Origin of the sequence: Niallia endozanthoxylica, from assembly GCF_008710145.1 — a bacterium.
GTDB lineage: Bacteria > Bacillota > Bacilli > Bacillales > Cytobacillaceae > Bacillus_BD > Bacillus_BD endozanthoxylica.
In genome coordinates, this window is sequence record NZ_VYKL01000015.1 from 618,271 (window position 1) to 635,331 (window position 17,061).

Genomic DNA, 17,061 nt, shown 5'->3' on the forward strand with positions numbered 1-17,061 from the left:
AAAATTATCTTTCTTTTTACCATTTTATTATACATATGTCATACACACAATCACTATTTTGGAAGCATGTGGAATAAAAAGAAAAAACGCTGCTCATATCAGCAACGTTAGAGAGAATTATTTATTAATATATTGGTGTGTTATCTTTCGTTGTATTTTCAAGAATTTCCTTCACTCTATTCATGAATTTTCCGCAAATAAATCCATCAAGAATTCGGTGGTCAAGCGAGAGACATAAATTCATCATATCTCGAACAGCAATCATGTTTTGATTCATAACAACAGGACGTTTAATAATAGACTCTACCTGCAGGATGGCCGCCTGTGGATAATTAATAATGCCCATTGATTGGACAGAACCAATTGAACCAGTATTATTAACAGTAAAGGTTCCACCCTGGAAATCCTCAACCTTTGTAGTGCCGGTGCGGACCTTTTCAGCAAGAACAGAAATTTCTCGAGCAATCCCTTTAACCGTTTTTTCATCTGCATGTTTAATGACGGGAACAAATAGAGCATCCTCTGTTGCTACAGCAATAGAAAGATTAATCTCTTTTTTACGAATAATTTTATCACCCGCCCACATGGCATTCATTTGCGGGAATTCCTTAAGAGCTTGGGCCACTGCTTTTACAATAAACGCAAAAAAAGTTAAATTAAATCCTTCCTTCTGATAAAATTCCGTCTTAATTTCATTGCGATATTCAACCAAGTTTGTAACGTCCGCTTCGACCATCATCCAAGCGTGAGGAATTTCATGCTTGCTTTTTACCATATTTGCCGCAATCGTCTTCCTTAATCCTGTAACAGGGATTTCAGTATCTCCAGTCGCAGCTATAATCTTACTATTTTTTTGTCCAGGAGTATCAGCTATTCTAGCCTCCGAAACGACATCTGCAGAAGAGTGAGAAGCAGAAGGCTTTGGCATTTCATTTTGTTCAGTCTGGCCGCCAGATGAGACCAATTGCAGGAGATCCTTACGAGTAATCCTCCCTCCAGCACCTGTTCCCTTAACCCTTTTTAAATCAATTCCATACTCCTGTGAAAGTTTTAAAACGGCAGGAGAATAACGGAGTTTTAAAGCGGGCTCTTTTCTCCCTTCATGATAGAAACTGACCTTCTGCTCTACTCTTTTCTGACCCTCAGAAGACATATCATCTTCAATTACTGGCTCTAGTTCTGTTTCTATTACACAAATCGCTGCTCCTACGGGTAATGTATCCCCCTCACCTACCATCAATTCCTTAATGATACCTGTAAAAGAAGATGGAACTTCAGCATTCACCTTATCTGTTATAATTTCAGCAAGCGGGTCATATTTCTTGACCCTGTCCCCGACAGAAATAAGCCATTTAGAAAGCGTTCCTTCCGTTACACTTTCACCTAACTTGGGCATAATAATTTTTTCAATTGTCATACCGGCCCCTCCTTCCTCTTAAAATTCGGCAAGTTCACGCATTGCTTTTTCTATTTTTTCCGGGTTGACCATAAAATGCTTTTCCATTGTTGGTGCATACGCAACTGCTGGTACATTAGGGGCTGCTAGTCTTTTAATCGGTGCATCTAATTCAAATAAACAGTGCTCGGCAATGATAGCTGAAACCTCGCTTATAATGCTGCCTTCTTTGTTATCCTCTGTCACAAGCAAGACTTTCCCCGTTTTTGAGGCCGCTTCTATAATTGCCTCTTGATCGAGTGGATAAACCGTGCGTAAATCTAAAATATGAGTCGAGATACCATCCTTCGCTAACCTTTCTGCCGCCTGGAGTGCAAAATGTACACAAAGGCCGTAAGTGATAACCGTTATATCTTCACCTTCCCGCTTCACATCCGCTTTCCCAATCGGAAGAACATAATCACTTTCCGGAACTTCACCTTTGATTAACCGGTAGGCCCGCTTATGTTCAAAAAACAGCACAGGATCTTCATCACGGATGGCTGCTTTAAGAAGTCCTTTTACGTCGTAGGGAGTTGACGGCATGACAATTTTCAATCCCGGCTGATTAGCAAACACAGCCTCTACTGATTGGGAGTGATACAAGGCACCGTGAACGCCGCCTCCGTAAGGAGCCCGAATGACAATCGGACAGCTCCAGTCATTATTTGATCTGTAGCGGATTCTTGCCGCTTCTGAAATAATTTGATTGACTGCGGGCATAATAAAATCAGCAAATTGCATTTCTGCTATTGGTCTCATACCGTACATGGCCGCACCGATTCCTACGCCTGCAATGGCAGACTCAGCTAAAGGGGTATCCATGACTCTTTGTTCACCAAATTGCTCATATAAACCTTGTGTTGCTTTAAACACACCACCTTTTTTCCCAACATCCTCACCTAATACAAATACTCTTCTGTCTCTTTCCATTTCCTCGCGAATCGCCATTGTAACGGCTTCTATATAAGAGATGATTGCCATTATTATCCCCCTATCCTCTTGCATACACGTAATCAAATACTTGTTCAGGGTCAGCATATGGCGCTTGTTCAGCATAATCCGTTGCTTCGTTTACAAGTAATGTCACACGGTCATTTATTTCCTTTTCCTTTTTCTCATCTAGAACACAGGCATCTTTTAAATATGTTGTAAAGGCAGCAATGGGATCTTTTGTTTTTGCTTCTTCTACTTCCTCTTGTGTTCGATAACTCCTGTCATCATCATCTGAGGAATGAGGTGTGAGACGATACGAGATTGTTTCAATAAGGGTAGGTCCTTCACCTCTTCTTCCTCTTTCAGCCGCTTTTTTTACAGCTTCATAAACTGCAAGCGGATCATTTCCATCAATGGTATATCCTGGCATCCCATAGCCAATTGCACGGTCAGACACCTTTTCGCAACCAAGCTGTTTATCGATTGGAACTGAAATCGCATATTTATTGTTTTCGCACATGAAAATAACCGGCAGCTTGTGTACGCCTGCAAAATTAGCTCCTTCATGAAAGTCGCCTTGGTTTGAAGAACCTTCTCCAAATGTAACGAAAGAAACAATATTTTCTCCAGACATTCTTGCTGCAAGAGCTATTCCTACCGCATGGGGAACCTGTGTCGTTACAGGTGATGACCCAGTAACAATTCTATTTTTCCGTTGGCCGAAATGCCCGGGCATCTGCCGTCCGCCAGAGTTTGGATCCTCAGCCTTCGCAAATCCTGAAAGCATAATTTCTTTAGCTGTCATTCCGAATGCAAGAACAACCCCTACATCTCTGTAATAGGGAAGGACATAATCATGCTTCCGATCAAGAGCAAACGCAGCTCCAACCTGTGCTGCTTCCTGGCCTTGACAGGATATAACAAACGGAATTTTCCCTGCTCTATTTAATAACCACATTCGTTCATCGATTTTCCGTGCTAAGAGCATGGTCTCATACATTTCTAATACGGTATCATCACTCAAACCTAATGAACTGTGACGGTTTTCTGCCATAAAAAAACCTCCTGAAGCTTCATATTTAAATTACCCATCGCTCCCACGACGGGGGTATTAGCGTTTCATCCATGAATCGCCTTTCCTTCAATTAGCCATGCCGCCTCACCGACTACCTCTGAAAGGCTTGGGTGCGGATGAATCGTTTGCCCTATCTCCCATGGTGTTGCATCAAGAACCCTTGCAAGACTTGCTTCTGATATTAAATCTGTTACATGAGGTCCAATCATATGAACGCCGAGTAAATCATTCGTATCTTCATCTACAATCATTTTGACAAACCCATCAACTTCGCCAAAAACTAAAGCTTTCCCTATGGAGCGAAAAGAAAATTTGCCTGTTTTAATTTGATATCCTTTATTTCTAGCTTCCTCTTCTGTTAAGCCTACCTTTGCTGCCTCAGGGTAACTGTAGATACAAGTGGGAATATGAGAATAATTAAGGGGATTCGGTTCCTTGTTTGCTATATGCTCAATCGCTGTCATTCCTTCATGTGATGCAACATGAGCAAGCTGAATCCCTCCAATACAATCTCCAATTGCGTAAATATGGGATTCTTTTGTTTGATAATACTCATTTGTGATAATAAAGCCCTTATCAATCCCAATATCCGTATTCTCTAGTCCAATGCCCTCTAGATTTGCCTGTCTTCCGACGGAAATCAGCAGCTTTTCTGCTGAATACGCCTTGACTTCCCCCTTTACTTCAGCTGAAATCACAACCCCATCACCTGTTTTTATGGTATCTGGAAGCACTTTTGCACTTGTTATTACTTTAATGCCTCTCTTTTTAAATAAACGCTGCATTTCTCTTGATATCTCTTTATCTTCAGCAGGGATAAGTGATTCGGCATATTCCAAAATGGTTACATCCACTCCAAAGTCTGACAATAACGATGCCCACTCAACACCAATCACACCTCCGCCAATAATTAAAATGGATTTTGGCAAGGTTTCCATATCTAATGCTTCATCAGATGTCATAACAAAATGACCGTCTGCCTCTATACCAGGCAATTGCTTGGGTCTTGAACCAGTTGCAATAATCACATTTTTCGGAATGAGCATTTCATTTTCTTCACCATTATTCATTTCAACCGAAATCGTGCCCGGTAATGGAGAGAAAATAGAAGGACCTAAAATTCGCCCTGTACCCTCAAAAACATCAATTTTTCCTTTTTTCATTAAATGCTGTACACCATTATGAAGCTGCGAGACAATTTTATCCTTACGCTCTTGAACTTTAACTAAGTTCAATGTCACTTCATTTGTCTCAACACCAAACTCCTCACTGCCTTTTGCCGTTCGATAAACTTCCGCACTTCTTAGCAATGCCTTGGTCGGTATACAGCCTTTATGAAGACAAGTACCACCAAGTTTATTTCTTTCCACTATCGCCGTTTTAAAACCTAGTTGTGCAGCTCGGATTGCAGCCACATATCCCCCAGGGCCTCCACCGAGTATGACAACATCATATTCCTGTGCCAAAGAAAAACCTCCCTTACCTATTTAACAAACCTTCTGATTTACCCATGTATTCCTTAGCTAGTTCTTCTCCTCGTAAAACCCTTAAAGCACCTTCAGCTAATGCAAGCAGTTCATTTTCACCAGGATGTACATATACATCAGCAATCCAACATACGCGATCACTAATTTCCCTGACAAAGTTCTTTTTTGAAGCTAATTCTCCGGTTAAGACAATTCCATCAACCTTCCCTTTTAACACTACACTGGCTGCACCAATTTCCTTTGCTATTTGATAAGCCATCGCAGAATATATTAAGCCGGCTTTTTTGTCACCTGCAGCAATTCTCTCTTCAATTTCATCCGGATTATTTGTACCTAAGTAACCAATAAACCCGCCTTTTCCAACTAGCAATTTCATTACTTCTTCCTTGGACAATTCACCTGAAAAACATAAATCAACAACATCGCCTACAGGAACAGCTCCTGCTCTTTCCGGACAAAAAGGCCCTTCCCCAAGCAAGCCATTGTTGACATCAATCACCCTTCCTTTCTGATGTGCTCCAATGGTAATTCCGCCGCCCATATGGGCCACAATTAAATTGACGGCTTCATAATGACTGTTCAACTCTTTTGCAACCCGGTGCGCTACTGCTTTATGATTTAAAGCATGGAAGATACTTTTTCGTTCAATGATTGGCAGCCCCGATACTCTTGCAATTTCGTCCAGCTCATCTACAACCACCGGATCTACAATATAAGCAGGTATATTAAGCCCTTGAGCAATATCAAAGGCAAGTAATCCTCCGAGATTTGAGGCATGCTCTCCTGAATAACCTTGTTTTAAATCCGAGAGCATTTTTTCATTTACTTGATATGTTCCTCCCTCAATTGGACGAAGCAAACCGCCGCGTGCGCATACAGCATGAAGCCTTGAAAGATTAATGCCTTCTTCATGCAGCGCTTGAAGGATACTATCTTTCCGGAAATCAAATTGCTCTATAATGTTGGAATAAGACTCTGTTGCTTCAATATTATGTTTGATATTTTTTTCCCAGATAGAAATTTCATTTTCAAACACAGCAATTCTTGTACTTGTAGAACCAGGATTTATGGTTAAGATGCGATGCTTTTGTTCGCGCAATAGAGCCACCTCCTAAAGATTGGTCATTCTGACACAGGCCATTACCATTTTGTTATGTATCATTATGGAGGATAGAAGTCCCTCTTCTGTCCCCCACATGCATAATCCAGTTCCAATGTCTAACTCCCACGCCTGCTTAAGATATGATGACCATTCTGCAGAAATTGTGCTCGGGAATGTTTTATACTATTTATTCTTTCTTCGGCTATCCTGTCAGCCGCTTTATAGGTTGGAATTTGATCCCGTTTTGAAATCGCAATTACTCTTTCAATATTGTGATAAATCATCGTCTCTACTTTTCTCATAGCCCGATCACGATTATAACCATACAGCTCATCTGCGACATTAATGACACCGCCGGCATTTATAATATAGTCAGGCGCATATACAATACCCTTTTCATGAAGCATATCTCCATGTTTTGAATCCTTTAACTGATTATTTGCAGAACCGGCAATCACTTTTGCCTTCAACTTCGGTATGGTCATGTCATTTAAGGTTGCTCCAAGAGCACAGGGTGAATAAATATCGCATTCGACTGAATAGATATCTCTAGGATCAACGGCTGCTGCATTAAACTCTTGAACTGCTCTGTTTACAGCATCCTTATTAATATCTGTCACAATAAGCTTTGCCCCTTCTTCATGCAGATGACGACAAAGAGCGTATGCTACGTTCCCTATTCCTTGAACTGCGACAACCTTTCCCTCTAGTGAATCCGAGCCAAATACTTCCTTTACTGCTGCTTTCATTCCCTGATACACTCCATATGCTGTGACAGGGGACGGGTTCCCCGAAGACCCAAACTCGGGCGAAATCCCGGTTACAAAATCTGTCTCTTCACGAACCATATCCATATCAGAGACGGTTGTTCCCACGTCCTCTGCGGTTATATACCTGCCATTTAAGCCTTGAATATAGCGTCCAAATGCGCGAAATAAGGCTTCACTTTTATCCTTACGCGGATCACCAATAATGACGGCTTTCCCTCCTCCAAGATTTAATCCAGCCGCAGCATTTTTATAAGTCATTCCCCGAGCTAGCCTAAGCGCATCTTCTATAGCTTCGGCTTCTGATGCATATGTCCACATTCGGGCTCCCCCTAATGCCGGTCCCAATGTGGTATCATGAATAGCAATAATCGCTCTTAAGCCCGATGACCGATCTTGACAAAAAACAAGCTGTTCATAATCATACCTTTCTAAATGTTCAAACAAATCCATGATGATCACTCCAAGGTGTAATATATTTTTTACCTCCCAGCCTGACCCTTCAAACCTATTCATTTATCAATTATAGCTGCGAAGTCTTTCGTCAAGTTGATTCTCAAAACAACAATGAGTATTTACGTCTTTATCTCTCCAATGTTTAATGCAAGAATCATGCCAACATTTTAATAAAAAGCTGTAAACGGCTCATGAAGCTAAATGTCTAGTAATAACCACACACCCATCGCGAACACAGACGTCAGTGTATTCTATTCAAATTCATTTTGTACAATCAGTTAAGAAAATTCTTGCATGCAAATGAAATTTATTGCATGCTTATATTTGCAATTTTATATTTTTCAAGCTTGTAGTATAAATTCCTTATTGATAAACCGAGCTCCTTGGCAGTCATTGTTTTATTTCCAGCGTTTTTCATAAGAGCCTTGGAAATGATTGCTTTCTCAAAATCCTCTACCATCGCAGCTAAAGATCCGCCTAGTTTGAAATCCTCTGACGCATTCTCATTCACCTGCGATCTTGTATGAAGATCTAATAAATGATTTACCGCAATAAGCGTTTCATTATTATTCATAAAAATAATCGCTCTTCTTAAGATATTGTCAAGCTCTCTGACATTTCCCGGCCAATCATAAGCCTTAAGTTTTATTAAAGCCTGCTCAGTCAGTCCTTCGATATTTCTGCCATATTCCTGGTTAATTTTTTCAATTAATCGGGAACTTAATATCTCAATATCCTCTTTACGCATTTTAAGCGCGGGAATATGAATCGGCATTTGATTTAAACGATAAAATAAATCCTCCCGAAAAGCACCATTTACCATTCCTTTTTCTAAATTGACATTTGTTGCTGCAATGACGCGGACATTTAATGATATCGGTTTTGTTCCGCCCACTCTGATAATCTCATTTTCCTGAAGAACCCGAAGTAATTTCACTTGTGTACTTATTGACAATTCTCCAATTTCATCCAAAAAAATGCTTCCATTATCTGCTTCTTCAAATAGCCCTCTTTTTCCGCCTCTTTTCGCACCTGTAAACGCTCCTTCTTCATAGCCAAATAACTCGCTTTCTAGTAATGATTCATTTAAAGCTGCGCAATTTACACGAATGAATTTATTGTATTTACGATCACTGGCATTATGAATCGCATGAGCAAACAACTCTTTCCCTGTCCCCGACTCCCCGCGAAGCAATATGGTTGCCGGCGTTTTCGCCGCCAGTTTTGCCTGTTCAAGTGCCAGCTTCATAATGTCAGAGGTACCGACAATATCCTCAAATGAATATTTTGCTTCCAGTTTACGAATGATTTGTCTTGCTCGATGAAGTTCTCTATTTAAATTTTTTATTTCTGAGACGTCATGGATGACACCAACACTACCCTTTAATTTGCCATCAACTATAATAGGAGCACCATTCACAATAACCTCTCGCTTATTGGGACCTACCCTCATGGGAACTCCCCGTACCTCCCTCCTTGTTTTCAACACCTTCATATGCACACTTTCACCCTCTGCAATATCGGTTGTCGCAGGCTTCCCAATGACCTGTTCCTCCATTAAACCTGTGATTCTTGAATAGGCTGGGTTAATCATCATCCCAATTCCATGCTCGTCCACAACAGATATGGCTTCATTACTCGAATGAAAAATGGCTTCCAACTTTGTCTGGAATTCCTTCAAGTCAGTAATTTGTTCGGCCAAATGTACCGCTTCCGTTATTTCTTTAAATACAGCAACTGCCCCTATCAATAACCCATGTTCCTCGATAATAGGGATTCTTGTTGAAATAATTTTCATGCCATTCTCTAGCAGCAGTTCTTGATTTGCTTCAACCTTTCTTGTCCTCATAACCCTTGGAAGCAAGCTTGACGGAATCACATTCCTAATATGCTTTCCAACTGCATCCTTCATCCTTGTTCCGATCATATTTTCCGCACTCTTATTGAGAAGTATGACATTCTCTTCATGATTGATCACAATCATGCCTTCAGTAGTTGAATTAAAAATTAAATTATACTTATACGTTTCATTTTGGATTCTCTTAATAAGCCTTTCTTTGTCTTTAAACAATTTAACAAGTAAAAAGGCTACACTCCCTGGTATTAATACAGTTTCTTTACCGAAAACATTTCGCAAGTCACTAAAAACCTCACTTTTACCGGTAACCTCTATGATCATATCTATTTTCTTGTCCTTATAAAGACGCCAGTCTAAATCGGTTCTCAGCCCCTTTTCTCTGGCCCATTTCATACCTGGAGCTTCAGGATTCACATCAATTACGGCCTCTAATGTCAGTGCAGTTGACTCCTGAATAATTTGAAGGAGGGCTGTTCCACCTCTGCCCGCTCCCACAATCATAACTGTTTGCATATATACTCCCCTTCTATGCAATTTATTTCGTACTTCATTATATTTATGAAAAATCTTTCATATTCATATAGTCATGTTACCATATTTCTTGACAAATGCCCCCAATGCTTTATCATTTTTATATACAAGTGAATGAAGGGATTATTTGTTATGAATAGAATTGTAGCACTAGTGATATTATTAATTCCTGGAATTATCGCGGCAATTGGCGTGAAGCTAATGAGAGATATGGTGTTTAACATCCTGCATAATCCTTTTCCTTTTTTATGGCTTCAATTTCTCATTGGATTATTAATGTTTCTTGCAGGTCTGTGGTTTATTGCTGGTTTCATTCTGCATCGGGATCGAAAAAGAAATAAGGTACAGCCTCGTTTCCAAACAGAGAATAAAAAAGAAGAAAACAAGAAATAAGAGACCATCCAAAATGCGTAACTTCTGCCCATTCTGAAGCTACGCTTTTTATTTTTGGAAATGATCTCTTTTCCTATCAATATTTTGTTTCCTTGTCTATTTGTTTCCTCACCCGAAGAGCCCTGACTGGATCATCCGTTATTAAGCCTGAACAGCCCAGCTTAATAAAATGAACCATATCCTTTTCTTTATTCACTGTATAGGGTCTTACGGCCACTCCAGATTCTTCTGATTTTTTCACTACTTCATCTTTAAGTGTTTTGTACTTCGGGTGAATTCCTTTTGCACGAATAGATTCAGCATAAATCCAGGGCATATACACCACTTGTCCCATAAGCGGAGCAGTTTCTATCTCAGGTGCTCTGCGATAACAATTAACAATACTATAATGGTTAAAGGAAGAGATAATGATTCTTTCTGTTAGCCTATATTCACGAATAAGTTCAATGACCTTTTCTTCCATCCCCTGGTATGGAAAGATACTATTTTTCAGTTCGATATTACATATCAGACTATTTCCAGTTAACCATTTAAGAACTTCCCGCAGTGATGGTATTGGCTCTTTTTTTAAGTTCATTTTCATTCTAAAGCCAGCATTCAGTCTCTTTAACTCAGCATAGGTTAAATCCTTCACATATCCTTTTCCATTTGTTGTCCGGTCCACCGTTTCATCATGGATGACCACGACTTCTCCGTCCTTTGATAATTGAACATCTAGTTCAATTCCTTCAGCACCTGCTTTTTCCGCTTCTTTAAATGCTAACATCGTATTTTCTGGATAGAGTGCAGAATAACCTCTATGTGCAAAAATTAAGGTCATTATTATTCCCTCCAATAAAGGCCTTTTCCCCTTCATACCACATATATCAAATTCACCCGCCAAATTTGCGCCCGGATTTTTATAAAGCTTGCTCGATAAATTTCCTTTAAAAAATCGCAAGACTCGCCGGAGACTTAACTTTATTCAGCCTGAGTTTGAACCCCCACTGAATTAGATAGTTTTTTTGCATTCATCCCCTACTTATAGAAGTGGAGGACTTCTGCTGAATGAAGCTAAATAAAAGGTCTGATTTCATTCATTCCGGTATAGTATATATATCCGGATAAAATGAAATCAGACCTTTTTTTCACTTTTATTCTAACTCTTTCAAGAAGCTCGATGCTCTAAGCGCAGTTTATCCGCAACCATGGCGATAAACTCACTGTTGGTTGGTTTAGCTTTTGTCATAGAGACTGTGTAGCCAAATAAAGAAGAAATGGATTCAATATTCCCTCTGCTCCATGCTACTTCAATAGCATGACGGATGGCGCGTTCCACTCTGCTTGCCGTTGTATTATATTTTTTCGCAATATCAGGATATAAAACTTTAGTAATCGAACCTAATAATTCAATGTCATTATAAACCATTGAAATGGCTTCTCTTAAATACATATATCCCTTAATATGTGCAGGTACGCCAATCTCATGAATAATGCTTGTAATACTTGCGTCTAAATTTTTTGGCTTAGATTCTGCTTGAGTGCGATAACCGTTAGCTGATTTTTTTAACACGGAAGTTGACTTGCCGCTTACTTGGCGAATATGGCTCGCTAAATGCTCCATGTCAAAAGGTTTTAAGATGAAATAAGAAGCACCTAATTCTACAGCTTTTTTCGTTACATCCTCCTGACCAAAGGCTGTCAGCATAATAACATTTGGAGAAGGTTGTATACCCATTTCACGTATTTTGCCAAGTACTGCAAGCCCATCTAGATGCGGCATAATAATATCAAGAACAAGAACATCTGGATTTACACTTTCAAGCATTTCAAGACAATCCTGACCATTATGGGCAACACCTGCTACTTCCATGTCTTCCTGAGAATCGATAAATTCTTCTAACAAATTTACTAGTTCGCGATTATCATCCACTATACATACTTTTATTTTTTTCACTACTGGTTTCCTCCTCATTCCCATAATTTCTCATTATTCATATTAAACGTGTACGATATACATCTTTGTCCGAAAGCATCATAAAATAGTATATATTTATATTCTAAATGAGAAATTCGACAATGCAACCGAAAATCCTTTTCATTTTTTATTTTTTCTAAATAAATCATTAAAATCATTACTTTTCTTTCATTTTCTCTCGTTTTCGACTTAATATGATATGATTTTGTATATTTGTCGAAAAATCTTTATTTTATGTAAAAAGACGGGAATATCCCGCCTTTTTTATTAGGAAGCTTTTTCCTGCGGCTTCTCATAAATATCAATTCCGGCCTCATTTAACATCCACTCAAGATGTACACCATAACCAGAGGTTGGATCATTTACAAATACATGGGTTACTGCACCAATTAATTTTCCATCTTGGATAATTGGACTGCCGCTCATTCCTTGAACAATTCCACCTGTTTTACCAATTAGTTCTGGATCTGTTACTTTAATCACCATCCCCTTTGTTGCAGGGAACTTTTGTGGAATGGTACTGACAATCTCAATATCAAATAACTTGACTTCATCATCATCAACGACTGTTAATATTTGTGCAGCTCCCTCTTTCACTTGGTGAGACAAGGCAATTGGAAGTGGTTCGTCCATAATTCCATTTTTTATATCACGGTTTAATTCCCCGAAAATACCATACGGACTGTTTCTTTTTATATTTCCAATCACTTCTTTATCGGAAGAAAAACGAGCTAACTTTTCACCCGGATTTCCGTTACTGCCTTTTTCAATTGAAGTAACAGTAGATTTCACAATTTGTCCATCATCTACAACAATTGGTTTTTTTGTATCCATATCGGAAATAACATGACCTAATGCTCCGTATTTCTTCGATTGAGGATGATAAAAAGTCATCGTTCCAATTCCGGCAGCCGAGTCTCGTATATACAACCCAAGCTTATAATTTTCCTCCCCTTTTTCTTTTTGCGGCATTAGCTCTGTTTCAACCTTACCACTTTCTCTTGTCAGCGAAATTTTTAGAGGCTCTTGTTTTTGTCCTGCTTCTTGAACAAAAGGGGCTACATCAGACATTTTCTCAATTTTCTGTCCATTAATTTCTGTTATAATGTCCCCTACTTGGATACCTGCTAATTCACCTGGTGAAACTTTTCCTTCCGCTGCTGTCACTTGATGATGTCCAACTACTAGGACACCGATTGTATTTAATTTTACTCCAATAGACTGACCGCCTGGAATCACCTTAAAATCCTTAAGTACATTGACATCAACTTTTTTTACCGGAAAACCAGCAAGTTCTAAAAACATTTCATTTTTCCCTTGTTCTTTTGCCTGCAGAGAGACTGACTTGTAATCCTGACTAAGGGTAACAACAGAACTATCTGAGGATAACGCAGCTGAAACTGGAGCTGCCTTAGCCACATCAAGCTTTTGACCTTCAAATAGCGTTATATGATTTGGAATATAAAGATATTCCTGAACTGGTTTCATAAAACAAATAGCAATTAATGAAACAAGGAGAATTCCACCAATTAGTTTTCTATAGAAGTCTTTCCTCAAAACATTCACTCTCCTCGCTTCTAGTCCAACCCGTCTTAATGGCTACATCATTAATTTTGCCTGCAAGTAGCACATTTATAACCTCGCCGTCAATAAAAAAACTGTACGAGTAGGAAATAAATCGCAGTATAAAGTGAAACTTCCATCAATGGGGGTTTTCTTCATACTCCGCTGATGGTTAGTTGAGACCCACAGAATGTAGGTCTCACAGACATTGCCACAAATGTGGCGCTTTTAGTCTGTGATTCCACGAATGGACCTTTACGGGCAGTCGGAACTCCCACCTATCTTCTTTATCTCCTCAGAATCTTGAGGTGGAAGTCTTACCGCCCATTAAGAGTGGGATAAAAACTGACGTATTAAAAATATCAAAAACCTCTGAAACCAAATCGGCTTCAGAGGTTTTATTAGAGCACCTTACTATTATGTGCTAATAGAAGCAATTCTTTTGCATGTTCCTTTGTTAAATCTGTTATCTCCGCACCAGAAATCATACGACCAATTTCTTTAACTTTTTCTTCCTCGCTAAGCGGTGTCACCTTTGTTTTTGTACGGCCATCCTGCATTTCTTTTGTAATATATAGATGAGTATCCGCCATCGCAGCTACCTGCGGTAAATGAGAAATACAAAGAACTTGGGAATCAACCGACACGTGATGGATTTTCTCAGCTATAGACTGTGCAACTCTTCCGCTAACACCCGTATCAACTTCATCAAAAATAATAGATGTAACCTCTTGGTGTTTGGAGAAAATACTTTTCATGGCAAGCATAATACGTGAGAGCTCGCCGCCTGAGGCAATTTTGGATAAAGGCTTTAACGGTTCACCTGGATTAGTGGAAATATAAAACTCAACATTGTCCAATCCGGCTTTGGAAACAAACTTTTCTCCGCTTTCTATACGCACTTCAAAAACAGTCTTTTGCATATAAAGCTCTTTTAATTCAGCATGAATAGAATCCGTCAACTTTCGGGCAAACTTCTTTCGCAAATTACTTAGTTCAATCCCTTCAATCAATAGATCCTTTTTCAGGGATTGAAGTTCTTTTTGCAGCTGTTCAATATGCGTTTCTTTATTTTGAAGCTTTTCCAACTCTTCTTCAATCTTTGCCCCGTACTCTAAAATCGCTTGTATCGAGCTTCCGTATTTGCGTTTTAGCTGATTTATTTCATTTAATCTATCTTCAATCATACTTAATCGTTCCGGATCAAATTCAAGATGATCAAGCTCCGAACGAAGCATTTTAGCCGCATCTTCTAATAAATAATAACTATTCGCAATGGACTCGGCGAGCTCCTTATACTCAGGATTTAAAGCGGCTGCATCTTCCATTTGGCTCATAACAAGACTAATCCAATCCAATCCTTTTTGTTCACCTTGAAGAGCATTATAACTAGCATGAACTGCCTCATATATACGTTCAAAATTTGAAAGCCGTTTTTTCTCTTCCCAAAGTGCTTCATCTTCATTTAATTGCAAATTAGCCTGCTGGATTTCTGAAAGTTGAAACTGGATTAAATCAAGACGATGGGCCATTTGTTGCTCATTTTCATTTAAACTTTTTAACTTCCGTACAGTCTGTTCATAAGCATGATAGATATTACTATACTCCTCAACTGCAGCAGCAATTTGAGGTTTTCCATATTGATCTAAGAGTGACAAATGTCTGGATTCATCCATCAATTCCTGATGCTCATGTTGTCCGTGTATATCAACAAGTGTGCTGCCAATTTCACGCAGTGTTGAGATAGTCACAAGCTTTCCATTTATTCTGCAGACACTTTTACCGCTTTTTGAGATTTCGCGTCTTAAAACAATCATTTCATCTTCAATCTCAATACCAAATTCACTTGCTTTCGTATGTACTGGATGTGTAGCTTTCTCAATTTGAAATAGCCCTTCTATTTCTGCACGGGCCTCACCGTGCCGGACAAAATCAGAAGAACCTCTTCCGCCAACAAGTAAATGAATAGCATCAATAATGATGGATTTGCCAGCACCCGTTTCCCCGGTTAAAACGGTCAAACCTTTTTCAAATGAAATAGAAAGAGCCTCAATAATAGCAAAGTTTTTAATTGATAATTCACTCAGCAAGTCTTCCACCTCTTTAATCTCAATCGTTAAAGCAATTCAAGAAAACGATTTGAAATGGTTTCTGTATCCTCTTCGGTACGGCAAATGATTAATATTGTATCATCTCCACTTACTGTCCCTAATATTTCATCCCATTCAAGATGGTCTATCAGAGCCGCAATGGCCATTGCATTTCCCGGCAGAGTTTTCATAACAAGAAGATGACTGGCTGAATCAATTCGAACAAAGGCATCAATTAAATTTCTTTTTAATTTTTGCAGCGGGTCAAATCGCCGATCAGCGGGAAGACTATATTTATACCTTCCATCTGTTAAAGGTACCTTTATTAGATGAAGTTCTTTAATATCCCGAGAAACGGTTGCTTGTGTCACATTATAACCCGCACTTTTTAGCGCTGCTACCAAGTCATCTTGTGTCTCAATATCATTATTTGTAATTATATCGCGTATTTTTATATGTCGTTGGCCCTTAGTCATTTTCTCACCTCGTATACCGTTCCCGTTCAATCTATCCCTCTTATCTTAGCTGATTTTGTCGCTTTTCACAATCAAGAGAATGAATATTTATTCATTCTCTTCTTTTTCTTTCGATTTTAATTCACTATGAGCAATCTGAACGACATCCATCGGAATTACCTTTAATTCATTTTCCCCCAGCTCTTTTTCTCCTGACCAATTTAAGTGAAGGAGAAATTCGATATTCCCTTCTCCGCCAGTTATAGGAGAAAAGGAAAGATTTTTCACATGATAGCCGGTTTTTAATGAAAACTCGATTATAGATAGAATGACACTCTCATGAACTCTCGGATCTCTGACAATTCCTTTTTTTCCGACCTGCTCTCTGCCAGCTTCAAACTGAGGTTTGACAAGTGCTACTACATCACTGCCAGGAACTAATAATGTTTTTAAAACAGGAAGAATCAGCTTTAAAGAAATAAATGAAACATCTATCGAGGCAAAATTCGGCATTCCAAAAGCAAAGTCACTTGGTGTCACATAGCGAAAATTTGTTCTTTCCATCACAATAACCCGTTCATCCTGTCTAAGCTTCCACGCTAATTGATTATAGCCGACATCTACTGCGTATGACATAGATGCTCCATTTTGAAGGGCACAGTCAGTAAAGCCGCCTGTAGATGAGCCAATATCAAGCAAAATTTTCTCTTTAATATCTACCTCAAAGACCTGCAATGCTTTTTCTAACTTCAGGCCCCCTCTTGAGACATATGGAAGAGTCTTTCCTTTCACCGAAAGCTTGGAATCATCGGGAATTTTTTCTCCCGGTTTATCCATTCGGGTTTCTTCACAATAGACAATTCCCGCCATAATGGCTCTTTTCGCTTTCTCCCTTGTTTCAAACAAGCCCTGCTCTACTAATAAAACATCTACACGTTCTTTCTTACTTTTCATAT

General features: G+C 39.1%; 14 protein-coding genes. 1 reads left to right on the plus strand and 13 read right to left on the minus strand.

Features of this window, described 5'->3' with window-relative positions:
- Positions 1-124: 124 nt before the first annotated feature.
- The 7 genes from F4V44_RS10190 to F4V44_RS10220 all read right to left on the minus strand — a co-directional run bounded on the left by F4V44_RS10190 (position 125) and on the right by F4V44_RS10220 (position 9,629).
- Complete coding sequence (locus tag F4V44_RS10190; protein ID WP_150439880.1) at positions 125-1,417, minus strand: dihydrolipoamide acetyltransferase family protein; 1,293 nt, start codon at positions 1,415-1,417, stop codon at positions 125-127.
- 18 nt (positions 1,418-1,435) lie between these two features.
- A complete protein-coding gene (locus F4V44_RS10195; RefSeq protein ID WP_150439881.1) occupies positions 1,436-2,419 on the minus strand; it encodes an alpha-ketoacid dehydrogenase subunit beta in 984 nt (327 codons plus the stop codon).
- Positions 2,420-2,429: 10 nt separating this feature from the next.
- A complete protein-coding gene (locus tag F4V44_RS10200; protein WP_150439882.1) occupies positions 2,430-3,425 on the minus strand; it encodes a thiamine pyrophosphate-dependent dehydrogenase E1 component subunit alpha in 996 nt (331 codons plus the stop codon).
- Positions 3,426-3,490: 65 nt separating this feature from the next.
- Complete coding sequence (gene lpdA, locus F4V44_RS10205) at positions 3,491-4,912, minus strand: dihydrolipoyl dehydrogenase (protein WP_150439883.1); 1,422 nt, start codon at positions 4,910-4,912, stop codon at positions 3,491-3,493.
- 13 nt (positions 4,913-4,925) lie between these two features.
- Complete coding sequence (buk, locus tag F4V44_RS10210; RefSeq protein WP_150439884.1) at positions 4,926-6,032, minus strand: butyrate kinase; 1,107 nt, start codon at positions 6,030-6,032, stop codon at positions 4,926-4,928.
- Positions 6,033-6,151: 119 nt separating this feature from the next.
- On the minus strand, positions 6,152-7,255 hold the full coding sequence (locus F4V44_RS10215) for a Glu/Leu/Phe/Val family dehydrogenase (RefSeq protein WP_150439885.1): 1,104 nt from the start codon (positions 7,253-7,255) through the stop codon (positions 6,152-6,154).
- A 310-nt stretch (positions 7,256-7,565) separates the two neighbouring features.
- Positions 7,566-9,629: a sigma-54 interaction domain-containing protein gene (locus tag F4V44_RS10220; RefSeq protein WP_150439886.1), complete on the minus strand. Its 2,064-nt coding sequence runs from the start codon at positions 9,627-9,629 to the stop codon at positions 7,566-7,568.
- Between the two features lie 150 nt (positions 9,630-9,779).
- Here F4V44_RS10220 and F4V44_RS10225 point away from each other — a divergent pair, with 150 nt between their 5' ends.
- A complete protein-coding gene (locus tag F4V44_RS10225) occupies positions 9,780-10,040 on the plus strand; it encodes a DUF2627 domain-containing protein (RefSeq protein ID WP_150439887.1) in 261 nt (86 codons plus the stop codon).
- A 76-nt stretch (positions 10,041-10,116) separates the two neighbouring features.
- Here the strand turns inward: F4V44_RS10225 and F4V44_RS10230 are convergent, their stop codons facing one another.
- The 6 genes from F4V44_RS10230 to F4V44_RS10255 all read right to left on the minus strand — a co-directional run bounded on the left by F4V44_RS10230 (position 10,117) and on the right by F4V44_RS10255 (position 17,059).
- On the minus strand, positions 10,117-10,860 hold the full coding sequence (locus tag F4V44_RS10230) for a glycerophosphodiester phosphodiesterase (protein ID WP_150439888.1): 744 nt from the start codon (positions 10,858-10,860) through the stop codon (positions 10,117-10,119).
- 327 nt (positions 10,861-11,187) lie between these two features.
- On the minus strand, positions 11,188-11,976 hold the full coding sequence (spo0A, locus tag F4V44_RS10235; protein ID WP_150439889.1) for a sporulation transcription factor Spo0A: 789 nt from the start codon (positions 11,974-11,976) through the stop codon (positions 11,188-11,190).
- A gap of 288 nt (positions 11,977-12,264) precedes the next feature.
- The gene (gene spoIVB, locus F4V44_RS10240; protein ID WP_150439890.1) at positions 12,265-13,554 is read right to left on the minus strand and encodes a SpoIVB peptidase; all 1,290 of its coding nucleotides are present in this window, start codon (positions 13,552-13,554) and stop codon (positions 12,265-12,267) included.
- A 407-nt stretch (positions 13,555-13,961) separates the two neighbouring features.
- Positions 13,962-15,650 carry a DNA repair protein RecN gene (gene recN / locus F4V44_RS10245; protein WP_150439891.1) on the minus strand — a complete coding sequence of 563 codons (1,689 nt, stop codon included), beginning with the start codon at positions 15,648-15,650 and terminating at the stop codon, positions 13,962-13,964.
- Positions 15,651-15,676: 26 nt separating this feature from the next.
- Positions 15,677-16,126 carry a transcriptional regulator AhrC/ArgR gene (ahrC, locus tag F4V44_RS10250; RefSeq protein ID WP_150439892.1) on the minus strand — a complete coding sequence of 150 codons (450 nt, stop codon included), beginning with the start codon at positions 16,124-16,126 and terminating at the stop codon, positions 15,677-15,679.
- Between the two features lie 87 nt (positions 16,127-16,213).
- Positions 16,214-17,059: a TlyA family RNA methyltransferase gene (locus F4V44_RS10255; RefSeq protein WP_150439893.1), complete on the minus strand. Its 846-nt coding sequence runs from the start codon at positions 17,057-17,059 to the stop codon at positions 16,214-16,216.
- Positions 17,060-17,061: the final 2 nt, after the last annotated feature.

What these genes read in the sequence shown, in the direction of transcription:
- F4V44_RS10190 (WP_150439880.1), bottom strand. Translation starts at nt 1,417, where the DNA reads ATGACAATTGAAAAAATTATTATGCCCAAGTTAGGTGAAAGTGTAACG.
- F4V44_RS10195 (WP_150439881.1), bottom strand. Translation starts at nt 2,419, where the DNA reads ATGGCAATCATCTCTTATATAGAAGCCGTTACAATGGCGATTCGCGAG.
- F4V44_RS10200 (WP_150439882.1), bottom strand. Translation starts at nt 3,425, where the DNA reads ATGGCAGAAAACCGTCACAGTTCATTAGGTTTGAGTGATGATACCGTA.
- F4V44_RS10215 (WP_150439885.1), bottom strand. Translation starts at nt 7,255, where the DNA reads ATGGATTTGTTTGAACATTTAGAAAGGTATGATTATGAACAGCTTGTT.
- F4V44_RS10220 (WP_150439886.1), bottom strand. Translation starts at nt 9,629, where the DNA reads ATGCAAACAGTTATGATTGTGGGAGCGGGCAGAGGTGGAACAGCCCTC.
- F4V44_RS10225 (WP_150439887.1), top strand. Translation starts at nt 9,780, where the DNA reads ATGAATAGAATTGTAGCACTAGTGATATTATTAATTCCTGGAATTATC.
- F4V44_RS10230 (WP_150439888.1), bottom strand. Translation starts at nt 10,860, where the DNA reads ATGACCTTAATTTTTGCACATAGAGGTTATTCTGCACTCTATCCAGAA.
- ahrC (WP_150439892.1), bottom strand. Translation starts at nt 16,126, where the DNA reads ATGACTAAGGGCCAACGACATATAAAAATACGCGATATAATTACAAAT.
- F4V44_RS10255 (WP_150439893.1), bottom strand. Translation starts at nt 17,059, where the DNA reads ATGAAAAGTAAGAAAGAACGTGTAGATGTTTTATTAGTAGAGCAGGGC.